Source organism: Paraburkholderia sp. 35.1 (genome assembly GCF_050436525.1).
In the GTDB taxonomy this organism is placed as follows: domain Bacteria; phylum Pseudomonadota; class Gammaproteobacteria; order Burkholderiales; family Burkholderiaceae; genus Paraburkholderia; species Paraburkholderia tuberum.
This window is the reverse complement of the sequence record NZ_JBNDMJ010000001.1, coordinates 778,377-795,868: the sequence shown is the minus strand read 5'-3', so window position 1 is coordinate 795,868 and position 17,492 is coordinate 778,377. Positions and strand designations below refer to the sequence as shown.

Here is a 17,492-nt window from a genome sequence, read left to right as displayed (position 1 = left end):
GCGACTGAAGCCAACGGCCTTGCGAGTACCGGACCGCACTCCTCCTGGTCGTTCACTGTGAGGCCGGCGCCGGTGCCCTCGCGGTGGCGGGCGCGGCTTCCGTCGGCGCTCGTGTATTCGAGGCCACTGGCGGATTGGCCAACCAGCCGCCTCCCATCGCCCTGAACAGCGCGAACTGTGCCTGCAGTTCGCCGACCTCTTCCCTCGCCTGCGACGACTGGCTTTCGAGCAGCGCAACCCGCACCTGATCGATATCGACGCGGCCGGTATCGCCGAGTTCGTAGCGACGTCGCACCTGGCTCAACTGCGTGGTGCGACGCGTGACTTCTTCATTGCGTGCCTTGAACAACTCGTCCTGCCGGTTCAAACGCGCCAGTGCACGGTCGACGTCATAGAACGCGCCGAGCGCGGTCTTTTCGTAGTTCGACATGGCCTGCTGCGCCTGCGCATCCGACGACTCCACCTGCGAGCGCCGCGCGCCAAAGTCGATCAGCGGCAGCGCCATCGCCGCGCCGAATAGCCAGAACGTGCTGGCCCCGAGGCTTTGACCCGCGATCTCCCAACCATTGCGTGCAAGCAAACCGCTCAACGACATGGTCGGCCAGTAGTTGAGCCGCGCGACATCCGACTGCCTGAGCGCCGCATTCACGCGTGCCTGCGCCGCGATCAGATCCGGGCGCCGCATCAGCAGGTCGACCGGCTGGCCGGGCTCGATACGCGGCAGCGCGGTCATCAGCGTGTCGCTTTCATCGAGAATCCCCGCGAATTCCGCGGGCTGCACGCCGCATAGATTCTGCAAATTGAGTCGTGCCTGCGCGATGCCGTTCTCCACGTCCTGCAAACGCGCATCGACCTGCGCGCGGCCGGCGCGCGCTGCTTCGATGTCCGTACTCAGCACGAGACCCGCGTTAAAGCTCTTCTCGGCGATATTGACGAAGTCGTCCGCGATCGCGCGGCTCTGCAGCAAAATCGCGCGCTGACGCAGCAGCCCGCGATAGGTGACGTACAGATCCGCGACACCCGACACCACGCTCAGGCGTACCGCCTCCGCGTCGCCCGCGGCCGCGCGTGCCTGTTCGCGTGCCGCCGAGAGCCTTGCGCGTCCCTGACCGAACAGGTCGATCTCCCATTGCGCCTGCAAGCCGACACGCCAGAACTGCGCATCGGTATTGTTGATGCCGAGCACTTCCTCGAACTCGAGCTGCGTCTCGCCGCCGTGATACTTCGCGGCGCTCACGCCAGCACCGACCGACGGCAGCAGTTGCGAGCGAGCCAGCCGGATCCCGGCCTGCACCTGATCGACGCGTGCGTAAGCGGTCGCGATGTCGAAGTTGTGCGCGAGCGCGAGATCGATCAGTTTATTCAGCGTCGGGTCGTTGTACTGGGTCCACCATGCCGCGAGCTGCTGCCCGGACATCGGTGTCGCCACGCCCGGTTGCGCCTCCGAATACTGCGGCGGAAACGCGGCGGGCTTTTGCAGCTGCAATGAACCCGTACAGCCGGCTTCGAGCAGCAGGGCCGCGACGGCGAGAAGATAAGGGCGCGCGCGGATCATTTTGCTTCCGGGTGTCGACCCGGCTCCCATTCCGCCTGCCTGATCGAGAACAGCATCGCATACAGCGCCGGCACGGCGACCAACGTCAGCACGGTGGCAAAAACGAGGCCCGCCATAATCGTGATCGCCATGTCCTTGAAGAAAGGATCCCACAACAACGGCGCCATGCCGAGCGCCGTCGTACCGCCCCCCAGTATCACCGGCCGCAGACGGTTCATCGCGCCGTGGGTCACCGCCTGCATGCGCGGCACGCCCGCGGCGATCTGCGAATCCATCTCTTCGACGAGCACCACGCCGTTCTTGATCAGCATGCCGATCAGACTCAATAGACCGAGCAACGCCATGAAGCCGAACGCGCCGCGAAATAGCAGCAGACCGAGCGTGACGCCGACGATCGACATCGGCACGACGAGCAGCACGACGAGCGCCGGCTTCAGGCGTCCGAACATCATCAGCACGAGCAGCGCCATGCCGATGAAGCCGAGCGGCAGTTGACGGAACAGGCTCTGCTGCGCGCGCGTCGACGATTCGTGCTCGCCGCCCCATTCGAAGCTATAGCCCGGTGGCAGCTTGATGTTCTCGATGCTGGAGCGTATGCGGTTGAACGCGTCGACACTGTTCTGCCCATAGATCGGGTTGGCCGAAACCGTCAGCGTGCGAATCCGGTTTTCGCGCGCGATCTGGCCTTCCTCGGTACCGACCGCGAAGCCGTTGACCACGTCGCCGAGCGGCACGTAACGGCGCAGCCCCGCGCTGAACACCTGCAGGTCCTGCAGACCCGCGACGCCACGCGTGTAGTCGGGCGAACGCAGCACGATCGGCAGTAGCTGATCGCCTTCGCGATAGATGCCCACCCGCAGGCCTTCGCTTGCATAAGCCATCATGTCGCTAACCTGACGGCGCGTCACACCGAGCGAGCGCGCCCGCGATTCGTCGAATTCCGGCCGCACGATGCTGATCGGGTCCTCCCAGTCGTCGCGAATCGCGATGATGCGGCCGTCCGCCTTCAGCACATTCTGTGCTTCTTGAGACAAGCGGCGCAGCACGGCCGGATCGGGTCCGGAGAAGCGTGCCTGAATGGCCGCGCCACCGCCGGGACCGAACTTCGGCCGCGTGACCGTCCATTGCTGTTCTGGGAAGCGCCTCTTCAGGTCCGCTTCGATGTCCGGAATCATGTCGTCGATCAGGCTCTGGTCCTTCGCGCCGACGATGAACTGCGCGTACGACGGATTGCGCGTTTCCGGATCGTAGACGAGGGAGAAGCGCGTCGCGCCCGAGCCAATATACGTCTGCACGTTGGTGACGTCCGCATGCTTGAGCAGCACCTTCTCCACCGCGCGGCTCTTTTCGACCACCGCGCGAATATCGGCGCCGCGCGGCAAACGCATGTCGACATAGAAGATCGGCGTGGTCGACGCGGGGAAGAAGCTCCGCTCGACGAAACGGAACGCCCACCCGGCCAGCACGGTCAGCGCGACGAGGCCGATGACCACGAGCACGCGCTGTCGGGTGACCCATGACAACAGCTCGCCGTAACGCTTGTACAGCTTCGACTTGAACGGGTCGTCATCGATGATGTCCGCGGGCTTGAAAAGATACGTGCCGAACAGCGGTGTCAGGGCAATGGCGATCACCCAGCTGAATAGCAGCGAAATCGCAGCGACGGCGAACAACGACGCACAGAATTCGCCGACCGAATCCGGCGACAGGCCGATGCCCGAGAAAGCCAGAATCCCCACAATGGTCGACGCGAGCAGAAGCCATTGGCTTTGTTTGAGAATCTCGGTCGCCGCCTGGAGATGCGACATGCCTCGTTGAACCTTCACGAGCATCCCCTCGACCACCACGATGCTGTTGTCGGTCAGCATGCCCATCACGATGATCAGCGCGCCGAGTGAGATACGCTGCAGTTCGATGCCTGCCGCGTACATCACCAGCAGCGTGCCGAGGATCGACAGGAACAGCTCGACGCCCAGCACGACGCCCGCGCGCCAGCCGAGCGCAATGCCCAGCGCGACACCGACGATCGCCACGGACAGGAACACGTCGAAGATAAAGCCGCGCACGCTCTCGTCGACGACCTGCGGCTGATCGTAAAGCGAGTGCAGCTTGATGCCGATCGGGAGGTCACGCTCGAGTTCGGCGAGCCTCGCCTTGAGCTCCTCGCCGACCCTCACCACATTGACGCGCGGCCGCGCGCTGATACCGATCGTAACCGCGGGCTGGCCGTTATAGTGAATGACCTGGTTCGGAATCGTCGCGTAGCCGTGGCTTACCCGCGCGATGTCGCCGAGCAGCAGCGGGGCGGGCGTATTGTTGACAGGCAACGAACGAATGGCCTGCAACGAATCGAGCGAGCCGGACGGCGCAATCCGCAACGACAGGTCGCCGACACGTTCGCGTCCCGCGGGCCGAACCTCGTTCTGCACGAACAGCGTCTGCGCAAGATCGTCGGTGGACAGATCGTTGGCGATCAGTTGCGACTGGTCGACGTCGACCGAGATCTGCTCCTGCTGCTCACCGGCGATCACGATGTCGGACACGTCGCCGAGTGTCAGCAGTTGGCGGCGCAGTTCGCGCGCGTACTCATACAGTTGCGCCTGCGTGTAGCCCTCGCCGGTCAGCGCGTAGAACATCCCGTAGACGTCGCCGAAACGGTCGAGCACGAGTGACGGTCCCGCGCCCGGCGGAAGCCGGGGCTGTGCATCCGATACCGACTTGCGCAGCTCGTCCCACACCTGCGGCAATTGCGCCGACGTGTACTGGTCGCGAATCTCGACGCGGACTTCAGAGTAGCCCGGTGTCGAACGCGAGGTCAGCTTCTCGACCTGCGGCATCTGCTGGATCGCGCTTTCGAGCCGGTCCGTCACTTCCTGCTCGACCTCGTGCGCACTCGCGCCCGGATACAGCGTCACGACGACCGCGGTCTTGATCGTGAACTTCGGGTCTTCGAGCCGCCCGATGTTGTAGTACGCGAAGATGCCGCCCAACAGCGAGATGAGCGTCACAACCCACGCGATCAGCGGCTTTTCGATAAGGGGGCGCGCGAGATTCATTGAGGCGCATCCATTGGACGGACCGCCATTCCCTCTTTCATGAACTGCGAGCCGCCGGCCACCACGCGGTCGCCCGCCGCAACCGCCCCCGCGACGACCACATCGTCATTGCGAATTTCGCGCACGCTGACCGGCACCGCATGCACACGGCCGGACGCGGCGTCGTAGCGCCACAGACTGCGCTGACCGTCCGCGCCAATCGACACCGCGGCGATCGGAATCGCGAAGTACCCTATGTTGCCGTTTTGCGCGACCTGACGCGCCGTTTCGGAAATCTGTACGCGCATCGCCATGCCGGGGAACAGCATCGCGCTTTGCGGTCCTTCGATGGAGAACACGAGCCGGTAGGCCGCCGAAGTCGGCGAGGTCTGCGTGGTCCGTTCGCGGAACACGAGCGGGAAGCGGTTCTGCGGCCGCCCGGGCAGCCACGCCTCGGCTCTCAGCGTCTTGTCGACGAATAGCCGTTCGGCAATGCTCTGAGGCAGATCGACGCCGACATCGGCACGGCCGATGTTTTCCAGATTGAACGCGGGCGCCCCAGCCTGCACGACCTGCTGGATCTCGATGTTGCGGCGAGCGATCCGGCCGTCGAATGGCGCGACGAGCTGGGTATTGCGCAGGTCGCGGCTCGCCAGGTCGCGTGCCGCGCGTGCGGCATCGGTGGAAGCCGACAACTGCTCATAGGCAGCCTGAGACAGAATGCCGTCCTTGCGCAGCACCGCCTGGCGCTTCAGGTTGTCGCTCAGCTGCTGATACTGCGCGTTCGCGCGTTGCAGTTGCAGCTTGTAGGGTTCCTCGTCGATCCGCGCGATCAGTTGCCCGCGTTTCACCGACGCGCCTTCGAGCACCGCGATCTGCACGACGCGGCCCGATACTTCGAAGGCGAGCGGCGAGATGCTGGTCTGCTCGACCCGCCCGGTAAAAATGCGAATGGCGGAAGCGTCGGCCGGTTCGACCCTGGTGAGCTGCACGGCTGGCCTCGTATCGCCACTCTGTGTTTCGGTCTGCCGTTGGCAGCCCGACAGTAAAACGACAAGCGCGCAGGTCAACGCGCACGACAATGCGCCGGTCAGTGCGATTCCGCCTGATCGGCGAGGCCGCGGTGCATCGGAGCGGTTTGCATTCATGACGTTCTCGGCTGACTGCTGGCGCAACCCGTGTCGTAAGCCCAGCGGCAACGTAGCTCACGGGCCGGCGAATACGAGACCCTACAGGTTGCTCAGCAATTCATAGGGGCCCATGACAGTGGACCGATGGGTGCATCCGCTTCGACTTCCACGGCCAGGTCAGACTCGAGGAACAGCGGCATCCCTTCTGTCGGACCGGCAACGTCGTTCAAACCAGTCTATCGGCGACAACGGTGTTGTGGCCGTCAGGACTACAGCCGCGACCCATGTGTCGTCATTCCGGCTCCGTTCATCAGGCATCCTGTCGAACTGCCAAACTGCTTCGCCATGCCGAAGCAAGACTGAGGAAATTGACGAATCCGCCCTGTATGGAATGCACGACGATTCCGCAAAACCTGAAGACGAATGAATATGCGGGCGGATTGCAGCGTTGAATCAGATCCCTTCGATTGAACCTTGCTGCAAAATTATTAAAGTTCCCAAACAATTCGCTGTCAAGAGCCTCACAGGCGCAGCACGATCGTATCGATTGCTTACCTTAAGCGGTATATCAAAGCCGTCATAGGCGTTCATGACTTCGCGCAGTTCACTGGTGGTTTGCCCGTGTCATGCGTGCGTCATTGGCCCCTTTCAGTTCGTCACAGGCATCATGGCCGAACAATGCGCAAGCCGTCAATCGATTCGCGACTTGCTACGGTCATACCGACTCGTTCTATGGTTGCTTCGGCTTCTGTTGATGAAATATACGCATGGCTATTCTGCTGTACTGGTGACGAAATGCCATGGGGAAAAAACGCTATAGGTTTCAAGGAATTTTTGTTTCGCCGATGGGTGACGCAACTCTGCGTGAAAAGAAAGTTGGCAATTGCAACGTCGCGGGCCGCCGCCAGCGTTCATCGCTTGCATCGGCGTAGCGCGGCTGCCCTCTCGCACGAACCGGTTCGACGCATCATGACGCGCTCGCTCGCATCGTGGACATCGCGGTGCGCGGCACTCGCGCTGCTCACTGGCGGTCTTCTGTGCGGTTGCGCGATGGTCACCGTCAGCTCACAAGGCCCGGAGCAGTACATCGCGATGCGCCGCGGCGACATTCTATCGACCGGCCGTCTGAGCGCCGCGACGCGAGACACCCTGCACATCGCGCCACTCGATGGGAACGCCTGCCAACGTGAGCCGCTCGATTGCATCAATACGATCTCGACCGTCGGCGGAATCAATACCGACCGGCGATTGTCGAGCCTCGCCGAACTGTCGTTGCAGATGGCCATCACCAACACGCCCGGCCAACGCCAGCGATTGGAGCGACGCGCAATTCGATCTGTGGCTTAGGGCCGCGCGATTCGCGTATGCATTTCTGTTCCTCGGTGAACGCACTGCTGGCGAACGTGCATTCGAAGATCGTCAGACCCAGGTCCGTGACTACTACAACTACGCGGTGCAGGAACTTGCCCACGCGCTGCTTCTGCGTGGCGCGCTCGCTGCCGATGCCGGCAACGGCGTGCCGGGCACGCAGTACATCGCAGGCTGGTCCATTCATCTCGACCTGAGCCGAACCCGACTACCCGAAGGCGTGCGCGAACCGCGCGAAGTCATCCCGGCGTCGCGGCTGTCGTTCGCGGGGATACGTAGCATTTATCGACGCGATGGTTTGGGGGCGAAAGGCCGGCGTCGCGCTTTTTCCGCGAGATGCCGTCGCCGAACGTGACCGCGTCGATCTGGTTCAGCCAGGGCATGCTCGAACAGGTGCTTGCCTCGCATGAGGTCGTGCTGTCCGTCTCTATGATCCGTATCGCGAAGACAGTGTCGAGCGACACGGCCAGACTGTGCCACTTTCGGCCAACCTCAGCGCGGGCTACGGCATCTGGCTCGCGCGCTCGGGCTTCGCCGGGCAATCGTTGCGCACGCTGTTTGGACGCGCACACGGTATCGATACGCCCCGCATCTACATGATGCAACCGTTCGATCCCAATCGACGGATCATTCTGATGCTGCACGGCCTCGCGAGCAGCCCCGAGACATGGGTCAACGTCGCCGACGATATTCAGGGCGATGAAGTGCTTCGCCAGCATTTCCACGTGTGGCAGGTCTACTACCCGACCAACGTGCCGATTCTGGTCAACCTCGCGCGCATCCGCCGCGCCACGCAACAGACGCTCGCGCACTTCGATCCAGACGGTACGGTGCCGGCGTCGCATGGCATGGCGTTGATTGGTCATAGCATGGGCGGCGTTCTGGCGCGGCTGCTCGTGTCGACTTCCGGCGACGCGCTTTGGGCGACGTTCGAGGACAAGTACGTGCCCGAGGGCACCGATATCGATCGCGAGGACGAGCGGCGCGATCGGCTACTGAACTTCACGCCGATGCCGCAAATCGAGCGCGCCATATTTATCGCGGCCCCCCAATCGAGGCACGCCGTTCGCGAGCAACCGGCTGTCGCGCTGGGCGGCCAACCTCGTGCGTCTGCCGCTTGCCCTGCTGAACGAGATCGAGGAAGTGATGCAGACGGCGACGAACATCGAACCGCAGGGACGGACCTTCCATGTGCCTAACAGCATTGAACAGCTGCGCGAAAACGGGCCGCTCGAAGATTCCGATGATGGCGTGGTCCCTTATCGCAGCGCGCATCTCGTGGGCGCGCTGTCGGAGAAGGTGATTGTTGCTGGACACAGTGTGCAGGAGACGCCGCGGGCGATCCTCGAGATTCGGCGGATCTTGCATGAGGATATTGCGCAGATCGATCAGCGCGGGGAGGTTTGCGGGGAGGCTCGGATAGCGAAGTGATGGCGGCGGGGCCAGCTGTCTTTCGCGGCGGCTCGGACTTGGGCTCGGGGTTGACGAGCTTGCTGTTGCTGGGCTCTGTTCGAATCACTGGTACAGCGTTCCGAATCAAGCCAGCGTGATCGAGGCAGGCGCGGAAGATTGGTTTGAATGAGCGGTCAGGTCAGCGGAACGCTCGAAAGATCGCGACGGCCGCCGGAAATTCTTTCGCTACAAATTACGTATTGAACGTTACGGATTGGCGGGGGCACGTGTGTTCATTCTTGCGCGTTGTCGGCGCTTGGCGGGAGTGATGGGGTATCGTGCACCAATTTGACTGATTGGCGTGAAACAATGGCGTGCATTGGTGAAAAAAGTCTTTTAAAACAACAGGTTGACACGCAGAGAAGACGTTTCGCAATGTTTCACGCCGTGTCGGTTGGCGAGATTGGCCGAAGAATCGAAAATTCTCGCTCGTATTGGCTAAGAGTCACTCATTTTTCGATATTTAGTTCGCGAAAGTTGGCGGTATGTTCAGTCCCCGTATATTGTTAGGTCGCCGATGCGCGACCGCTGCATCTGCTGAAGTTTCAAGTTGGCCACACGCGTGGCGACTGACAGTCGCTCGCATTGCCGATGCGCGATCGTCTTTATCACAGGGCGGGCCGGGAGAGACTCTTTACGTTCGCGAGATTTCCGCGCTTGCCCTCACCTATCCTGCCGTCCATCGTCCGACAGATTTCTTGCGGATGATCTGGGAGCAGCGATGTTGATTTCGCGCTGAACGAGTGGTCTGACGCAGGCCCATCCGGGTGGCGTGACATACGATCGGACGGAGATCATTCGTTGCGGTCGAGTCACTCACTACTCCGATGCTTGCCCAAAAATGATCGGCGCGGTCGCGATGCATATCTTCGAGTACGTCTACCTGGGTGTCTCCCCGGCGGGTGGGTAGATCGGTAGGCGTGACGACCGACATCAACTATCTTTAGAGTGCCCTCTCTTGACGACGGTGGGATGTTGGTTCAACGCGATTACGGCCAATTCATCGCGGCCGGCAGGCGTTCGCGATTGACTTCCAGGTCGTCGATCGAACACCCGTTTGCAGAACGGCGATGCATGGTTTGAGAGAACGCGCGATACATGATTCGGGGTCCCTTGACGCGACGTTCCAGTAATAACTGGCTCCCGCCGGATCTTGACGCATGTCGTCTGTTCGCTGAGGCAAGCCCCATTCACAGCCCTTCCTTTGCGCGTTTGTTCGTGCCGCTTTCATTGCTAATCGTACGGAACAGCTTTTCCGGCAGAACGACTGCCGACTTTGCGGTCGATAAGCGGTGGCCTCAACGCTGCGCGCGTTCATTGCCTGAGGTACACCGGGAGAGTGAAGCATTCTTGCGGGACGTCGACGATCTTCGCCGAGGTTTGCTGCGGCCGACAGCGCCATCATGAACACAGCTGTTCATGGACAACCATGTGCAATGCACGTCGCGCACTAAGGGCCGCGGCCTTTCTCATTGAGAAGATTGGAACCGACGATAGCGGAGTCGAGTCGTCTCGGGGAAACGCGTGATGCGGCGTTGGGTTGAGAATGACCGTGGATGGCCTGCCGGAATAGAGTTTCCGTTTATAGGACAGAGGGCAGGCGCTCCATCCCGTCCGTCATATGTCGCCCGTGCGATTTTGTATGTGCTCCGGGTAATGCGACCGTCAACGAAGCAGCCGAACCCGGCTCAATGGATGCATCAGAAATCCCCAGTCATTGGCTGTCTCGCTCATGGCGAGCGGCTGACCCGCCGCAGGTGCCTGCGAGATCGCTGCGAACGCAATACTGCGTGAATCGCTCCACGGGTCGTGCAAGGCACGAAGGATGTGCGTTCGCGCGGACGCGGCACGCTTTCATCGGCATCGGGGGTGCCTTGTCAAGACTGTCTAGAGTCTAGACACCCGATGGCGCAAAGGTAGGGCTGCGGAGTGAGTGTCTAGACTCTAGACACGCTTCGAGGTGGACCGATTTGATTGACCATCGGGTAGGAGGCGGGGTTGCCCCCGCCGTCCTCCCACAACACCGGACGTACGGATCACGTATCCGGCGTTTCCTGACGACTGGATTGCTCCAGCGAGCTTCGTTTCGTTCGTCGTGTCGCCTGTCGTTCAATGGACACCCCAACCTCTCTCAGGCTTCCGGCCGTCAAGTTTGATCGCAGGCTCCCGGCTGTGCCGAGACTTGTGCCCAAACGCTCAGAGAGCACGCGTGACTATCCACTCTCGTCAGGTTCGGCCCTTCACTGCTCCGGTTCCGAGCCGCTACTATGGCCTCTGCTGACTCCCGCCAGCCCATCCCGGCACCTTGCGATGCCAGTAGCACAAGGCAGACTGACGGGGCTCCCAGGGTAATGCGCGCGACCTTCCTGCTTATGCCTGTCGGATCTACGTCGTGGCGTTCCGTGCAAGTATTGGGCTTTACAGATCTTGGACTGCTCACCCCGCCACACCGCCTGATATCCGCTTCCTGTTCGTCAGGCCAGCATTTTGCCTGCGGCTTCCTTCAGATTCCGCCTTACGACGGACACCCTTGCCGTTCAGCTAGCACTTCCCCTTGCCGGGTGTGCAGAGGACTTTCACCCCCAAGTCATCCGGCTCGCCACCACAGCGGGTCGGACAGCGCCAGTCACGGCGCTACGCGCCATGCCTGGCGCACCAAAAAAAGGCCCGCACTAAGCGGGCCTTTTAACACTACAACCGAACCACCGATTAGCTCGTCTTCGGCTGCGATTGGAACATCTGTCCGATCAACTGTCGTATCTGAACTTCTTGCGCCTCGGTGATCACTCCGGTCTTGATCTTGATCGTGAAGTTACTCACATCCTTGGTGATGCTCCCAGCGTGCTCTCGTCCCGCGAAAAATTTCTCGATGCTGCGTCCGCTGGTACCACCCGACGTCGTCTGCCGGGTCGCCAGGGCGGTGATTCCCGCCGCGACCTTGCCCTGATCCATTTCGCCTCTCACCAACAGAGGCCAAATTTCGCGAGCGGCTTTAACGCCATCCTCGCCATGCTTTTTGATAGCCGCTGCAATTGCTTGCGCCGCAGTCCCGCCCAATAGTCGCGGTTGAATATCGAGATCTTTCTTGATGAAGTCCGGCAGATTGTCGAACGACAAGAACTGATACAGACCTGCCCGCGACAATCCCATCGCTTCCGCCAGTCGCTTGCGATTCGGGAACTCTGTTTCCGATCGACGAATCGCCACGCCGATTTCATAGTCAGCAAGGTCGTCGCGGCTAATGTTTTCGACCATTGCGAGCACGGCCATATCCGAGTCGGAGCAATCCGCAACCACGGCCTTGATCGTGTCCAGCCCCAACATTTTGTGCGCACGCCAGCGTCGTTCGCCGGCGACGATCTGATAGTCGTCCGCGACACGACGGACCACGATCGGCTGCATCAGTCCAACTTCGCGGATCGATTCCGCGAGCTCGGCTAATTTTGCTTCGTTGAACACGCGACGCGGCTGCCAAGGATTCGGCAAGATGCCAGCAACCGCCAGTTGCGATGCGACGCCAGTCGATTCCAGTTCCTGCACGCGAAGTTGCGCAACGGCCAGCGCGCCGGCAAGGCCGGGCGCCGTTTGCGTGCGGTTGCTGCGCTTCACCTCGTCCTCGTTGATCGACGAAGTTTTGCGAATGCCCGACGTCTTGGCCAGCAACTGTTCTCGCATATTGCTCATTGCGCGTTCCTCCATTTTTCCGAATAGATCTCGTCGATCCAGCGACAGTAGTCGACGAGAGGTTGCCGCACGCGTTGCAACGACTTGGCCGCGCTGTGATTGCTGCTGATGTCGAAGACGGTCGAGAACGCCAACGCCCCGGTGCTCATCACCGAGCTCGCCGGTACCTCGATCGAGTGCAGCCAGTTTTCGTACGCGCTTTGCGCCCACGCGCGCACGATCGGCGCCGACGAGTTCCGCCCATAATCGACCCGCGACAACACCAGCGACACGAAGTCGTACTTCTTGTCCGTCTCGAATTTGATAAAGCTTTTGGACACGTCCGAGAAAAGTCGCCAGAACGACAGCGAGCTGATGAAGTCCAGGTTTTCCGGCACCATCGGCATCACCATGGCATCCGCGGCCATCAGCGCGTTCAGATTGAGGTACGACAGCGACGGCGACGTGTCCATGAGAATGTAGTCGTACTTCTTGCGCAGCGGCTCGAGCCCTTGACGAAGCACGGTCCAGAAGCGAAAACCCGGTCGCATCTTTTGCATCGCCGGCAGATGGAACTCTGCTCCAATCAGTTCCGTGTGCGCAGGAATCACGTCGATGCCATCCCAGTACGTCGACTGGACCCGCCCCTCGAGGCCACCTTCGATGTCCTGGTCGTAGACGTACGGCAATACTGTGTCTTCAGGCGTCACGTCTTTTTCCGCGTACAGTCCGCACAGTTCCGAAAGCGACGCCTGCGGGTCGAGATCAACCACCAACACTTTGCGTCCCCGCAGCGACAGCCCCTGGGCGAGGCACATCGTCGTCGTCGTTTTGGCGGAGCCACCTTTGAGCTGCGCGGTGATAATGATCTTCCCGTCTGGCTCCTTCAGGCGCGTGACCAGTGGAGTCTGGTAGATGTCGGAAATCTTTTGTACCCAGATCCGCGCCTCCTCCAGCGTGAAGGTCCGGGTACGGCCCGTGCCTGCCGCCGTGCCCGAAGGCAGTTCTCCGTCGCCTTTTGTCGCGAGATACTGAACCTGCGAGTGTGAGACGTTGCACATCTCGGCAATCTCGCCGGTCTTGAAAACGGGAGCCGTTTTTCGAGGACGCGGAGCCAGAATCGTGTCACGCAGCTCATTAGTGAAAATGGTGACTTTTTCTGCGAACTCACTGATCTGCTCAAAGTGAACGGTTCGGTCTACGGCAGGAAGTTGGCTCGTTCTGACCATTCTGAGGTTTTCCCATAAAATTCCAGAAACCTCAGAATACAGGAAATACTTGAAAATAGCTTTTTAAATTACTGTTTTTATGCGGATTTTCTGCAAATTTCTGTATTTCCAGACCGTTTTCGGTTGCGGAATCGCCGTGGAAACTAAACGAGCCTCGAAACACTGCGTCCTCGAAGGCACAAATGACCTCACCTTTCTTCGCAATCTGGGTAGCGGAGTCGGCACTCCTGCTCGAGACTTAGGCACTTGGTGAGGTCATTTGTGCACTTTCTCATTTCCTGAAAGACCGGTCCGGCGAACTTTTGCACAATCGACCTCACCATTGTTAGATTTTCGCCACCTCCCTGCGAGAGTTCCCCGCACTTAGAACGCAAATGCACAATCAACCTCACCCACAGAAGCGGCGATACACGGGCGCCAGGCCGTCAGCCAGAGGTTCAGCTCATCACTAGGGGTTGCCAATCACAGTCGCAGCACAACCAACCTCACCTTGGCAACAGCTCTTCCGACCCCGCTCAACGTTTCGCACAATCAACCTCACCATGCTGCATCGCGCAATCTTCAGCCGCATTTGTGTGTGCCGGGTTGGTAGGTTTTTTTAAAACCGAGAACAAACCCACAAACTAACGCAACCAAGCACTATTCAATCCGTTCAAGCACTTAGGTTCCAAAAGGTGAGGTGCGTTGTGTCGAAGGTGAGGTTCGCTGTGCTCAGAGGTGCGGTTGGTTGTGCAGCAAGGTGAGACTGATTCCCCACCAAGGTGCGGTTCGATGTGTTTGCCACTGCGTCAAATCGCGAAGGTGAGGTGGGTTGTGCAGCTACTGGGAACGAGGTTGAAAGGGCCGTCGCACAAGGCCTTGCCGCGCGAACGCCCGCCCGCAAGGTGAGGTTCTTTGTGAACATGGTGAGGTTCTGTGTGCCGAAACGCGGAAGGGACACCGAAACGGCCTCCGCCGCGGTCGTTTGATGGTGAGGTTCTGTGTGTTGACAGCTCACCACCGCATGCTTACAGTCCCGGGAGCGAAAAAGTGGATGAAGAACATGGCCGCGGACAATCCGGAAGAGGGCAGGTCGAAAGCGACGTCACGCCAGATGGCGCTCGCGCTGTTCGAAGACATGTTCGATCAGGGATTGCGCATCAACGAGGCCAATCGCGAGATCGGTTATCAGCGCAACGATTTCTTCACCGAAATCGTCAATATGGGGCTGCCGGCGCGGCGCTTTCTCGATGCCGCGTACTTCATCGTCGCGCAGGAGCCCGAGCAGCGCGATCAGTACGACGTCGAACTCAACTACTTCAAGTGGCTGATGCGTTACGACAGCCGCAACCTGAAGCACTTGCGCACGATCGCCGACGAAGCTCAGAACGCGAAAGTTCGCGTGACGAATACGCCCGCGGACCGCGATCCCAACGAAAACGATCTGTGGGTGCAGGTTCAGTTGATCGGTATGGTCGGTTTTCATCGCGGACGTATGCGTTTTGACGTCCATCCGCGGCTGGTGCCGCATATCCGCGATCCGCAGAAATCGCATTGGCTGAGCTTGCGCATTTCCACCGCGTTCACGCGCAGTCTAGCGCGCGCGATCTACGACAAAGTTTTGCCCAACGTGCCCGCGGGACGCACCGACTGGATCCAGCTCGAGGAAATGCGCAACTGGCCCGGCAAAATGGGCGCGAATGCCGCCATCTTCAAATACTTCAAGCGCGATTGGCTCGAGCCGGCGGTGCGCGAGATCAACGAAGTGTCGGACGTCGAGATGTCCTATGAGACGCGGACTGCATCCACGACGTCGAAGAAAATCGACCGCATCCGTTTCCTGCTCAAGCGCAAGGACACAGCCGACGCGGTACTCGCGAGCCTCGCCGACGCGAGCCATCTGTACAAGATTCTCACCGACGAATTCGGGCTCTCGACCAAGCAGTTCAGCGAGATTTCGGAGAACCGCGAACTCTGGACCGACGAACGTATCCAGCAGGCCGTCGAATACACGCGCTTCAGGGTCAAGCGCGGCCAGGTCAAGAAGAGCCCCGCGGGCTACCTGATGCGCGCGCTACGCGACAACTGGAAGATCTCCGACGCCGAGCGCACGATGGTCGACGTACAGGCCAAACTGCTCGCCGACGAAACGCAGGAACAGGCGGTCAAGACCGAAACGAGAAAGACCGTGGCGCACAGCATCGCGACGCGCGAAGAAGAAGTGCGCGCGCGCATGAACGAGGATTCGCGCAAGGGCCGCGACCATTTCAACGCCGCCGATGCGAAGACGCGCAAGGAACTGATGCATGCGTGGACGGCGTCGCGCGAAGGCAAGCTGATGCTGCGTCGGATGAAGCTCGAACCGTCGACGGTCACCGAAGATGCAATTTTCGCGAATACCGAGCTGGTCTGGTATCTGGGGCAGTTCGTATTCGGCCGGATGAATGCGGCGCGCGCGGCGGCGTGAAGTGAGCCGGAAATCGGCTGCAAAGCAGCCCAAACTGAGCCGACCGGCAAATAGAAAGGGGTCTTGCACTGACGGATAGCAACGTCAGTGCAAGACCCTTTGCTACTTCAGACGCTCAGAACGACCCGAACAGCGAGCCCAGCACGATCACCACCACCAGCGCGAGTAACGCGCCGAGAATCCCGACGATCACGATGTCGCGATAGCTTTCGCGGTGGTTCGACCCACACACGGCAAGCAGCGTCACGACCGCGCCGTTATGCGGCAGGCTGTCGAGTGTGCCTGAGGAAATCACGGCGACCCGATGCAGCAGCGCCGGGTCGATGCCGTATTGCGCAGCCAGTTGCAGATAGGTGCTGCCGAGCGCGTCGAGCGCAATGGTGAGACCGCCCGAGGCCGAGCCGGTCAGCGCCGCGAGCAGATTGGTGGCGACCGCGAGCGATACGAGCGGACCACCGCCGATACCCAGCACCCATTCGCGCACGAGCGCGAACGCTGGCAGCGCGGCGATCACCGCGCCATAGCCGACCAGACTGCCGACGCTGAGCACCGGCAGCACCGATGCATTCGCGCCCGCATCGATCGTCTCGCGCAGTGCCGGCAGGCGATGCCGATTGAGCAGCACGAGCACGACGATCGCGACGGTGAGCGCCACGCACACGCCCCACACACCGCCGACCGCCGCAAGCGACGTCTCGCCCCAACGGACCTCGGCCAGATAGTCGGCGTCGATGCGCGGCAGCACGATCACGTTCATCACGAAGTTCGTCAGCACGACGAGCACGAGCGGCGTGAGCGCGACGCCGAACGAGGGCAGACTCTCGCTGACATGCCCGCGCTTCGCTTCCTCCGGATCGAAACTCTGCGATACGCTTGCGCGCTCGCGCACGAGGTTGTCGCTGGCCGGCGCCCCGGTGGATTTCACCGCCGCCTCGAGTCCGTCGAATCCTTCATTGGCCGCCTTCGCGCGCGATTGCTGCAAGGACAACCACCAGAGCCCGAACACCACCATTACGATACTCGCGATGATGCCAAGCCCAGGCGCCGCAAACGGCGTCGTACCAAAGAACGGCATCGGGATCGCGTTCTGGATAGCCGGTGTGCCGGGCAGCGCGGACATCGTGAACGTCGACGTGCCGAGCGCGATCGCGGCCGGCATCAGACGGCGCGGAATATTGGCGGCCTGGAAGAGGGCGGTGGCCATCGGCGCGAGCACGAAGAACGCCACGAAGAGGCTGACGCCGCCATAGGTGACGAGTGCGCCACCGATCACGACCGCGAGAATCGCCCGATGCGCGCCAAGCTTCTCCGTCATGTAACTGGCGATCGCCTTCACGGAGCCGCTGTCTTCCATCAGCTTGCCGAACAGCGCGCCGAGCAGGAACAACGGAAAGAACTGCGCGAGAAAGCGCGCGGCGCTGAGCATGAAGGTCTGGGTCCAATGCGCGAGGATCGGTTCGCCCGAAATCGCGGCGGCCAGCATCGCGGCGAACGGCGCGAGCAGCAGCACGGTCCAGCCGCGGTACGCGAAGCCGATCAGCAGCGCGAGACTCGCGAGCATGCCGAAAAGCCCTAGACCGATCGCGAGCGGTGACAGGGTGATGACTTCCATGG

10 protein-coding genes are annotated in these 17,492 nt (G+C 61.0%); 4 read left to right on the top strand and 6 right to left on the bottom strand.

Annotated features, from left to right (window positions below; all coding sequences use genetic code 11):
* Positions 1-52: 52 nt before the first annotated feature.
* The 3 genes from OKW27_RS03865 to OKW27_RS03855 are packed head-to-tail and all read right to left on the bottom strand — an operon-like array spanning position 53 to position 5,582.
* Positions 53-1,555 carry an efflux transporter outer membrane subunit gene (locus OKW27_RS03865; RefSeq protein ID WP_429332607.1) on the bottom strand — a complete coding sequence of 501 codons (1,503 nt, stop codon included), beginning with the start codon at positions 1,553-1,555 and terminating at the stop codon, positions 53-55.
* Positions 1,552-4,611, bottom strand: coding sequence for an efflux RND transporter permease subunit (locus tag OKW27_RS03860; protein ID WP_429332606.1), 3,060 nt, complete (start codon positions 4,609-4,611; stop codon positions 1,552-1,554). The genes OKW27_RS03865 and OKW27_RS03860 overlap by 4 nt, the downstream gene beginning before the upstream one ends.
* A complete protein-coding gene (locus tag OKW27_RS03855) occupies positions 4,608-5,582 on the bottom strand; it encodes an efflux RND transporter periplasmic adaptor subunit (RefSeq protein WP_429332605.1) in 975 nt (324 codons plus the stop codon). Before OKW27_RS03855 ends, OKW27_RS03860 begins: the two co-directional genes overlap by 4 nt.
* An 870-nt stretch (positions 5,583-6,452) precedes the next feature.
* On the opposite strand from OKW27_RS03855, the gene OKW27_RS03850 reads away from it, so the two are divergent.
* The 3 genes from OKW27_RS03850 to OKW27_RS03840 all read left to right on the top strand — a co-directional run bounded on the left by OKW27_RS03850 (position 6,453) and on the right by OKW27_RS03840 (position 8,519).
* Entirely contained in the window at positions 6,453-7,067 is a 615-nt protein-coding gene (locus OKW27_RS03850; RefSeq protein WP_429332604.1) for a hypothetical protein, read from the top strand.
* A gap of 494 nt (positions 7,068-7,561) precedes the next feature.
* Positions 7,562-8,287: an esterase/lipase family protein gene (locus OKW27_RS03845; RefSeq protein WP_429332603.1), complete on the top strand. Its 726-nt coding sequence runs from the start codon at positions 7,562-7,564 to the stop codon at positions 8,285-8,287.
* Positions 8,280-8,519 (top strand): hypothetical protein, encoded by a 240-nt coding sequence (locus tag OKW27_RS03840; protein ID WP_429332602.1) that lies wholly within the window; start codon positions 8,280-8,282, stop codon positions 8,517-8,519. The genes OKW27_RS03845 and OKW27_RS03840 overlap by 8 nt, the downstream gene beginning before the upstream one ends.
* Before the next feature lie 2,730 nt (positions 8,520-11,249).
* On the opposite strand, the gene OKW27_RS03835 is transcribed toward OKW27_RS03840, so the two are convergent.
* Positions 11,250-12,224: a ParB/RepB/Spo0J family partition protein gene (locus tag OKW27_RS03835; protein ID WP_184023618.1), complete on the bottom strand. Its 975-nt coding sequence runs from the start codon at positions 12,222-12,224 to the stop codon at positions 11,250-11,252.
* A complete protein-coding gene (locus OKW27_RS03830) occupies positions 12,221-13,432 on the bottom strand; it encodes a ParA family protein (protein ID WP_167368785.1) in 1,212 nt (403 codons plus the stop codon). Before OKW27_RS03830 ends, OKW27_RS03835 begins: the two co-directional genes overlap by 4 nt.
* Before the next feature lie 1,042 nt (positions 13,433-14,474).
* Between OKW27_RS03830 and OKW27_RS03825 the strand changes: the two genes are divergently transcribed.
* Positions 14,475-15,878, top strand: coding sequence for a replication initiation protein (locus OKW27_RS03825; RefSeq protein WP_429332841.1), 1,404 nt, complete (start codon positions 14,475-14,477; stop codon positions 15,876-15,878).
* Between the two features lie 115 nt (positions 15,879-15,993).
* On the opposite strand, the gene OKW27_RS03820 is transcribed toward OKW27_RS03825, so the two are convergent.
* Positions 15,994-17,490 (bottom strand): GntP family permease, encoded by a 1,497-nt coding sequence (locus OKW27_RS03820; RefSeq protein ID WP_090810670.1) that lies wholly within the window; start codon positions 17,488-17,490, stop codon positions 15,994-15,996.
* Positions 17,491-17,492 lie beyond the last annotated feature (2 nt).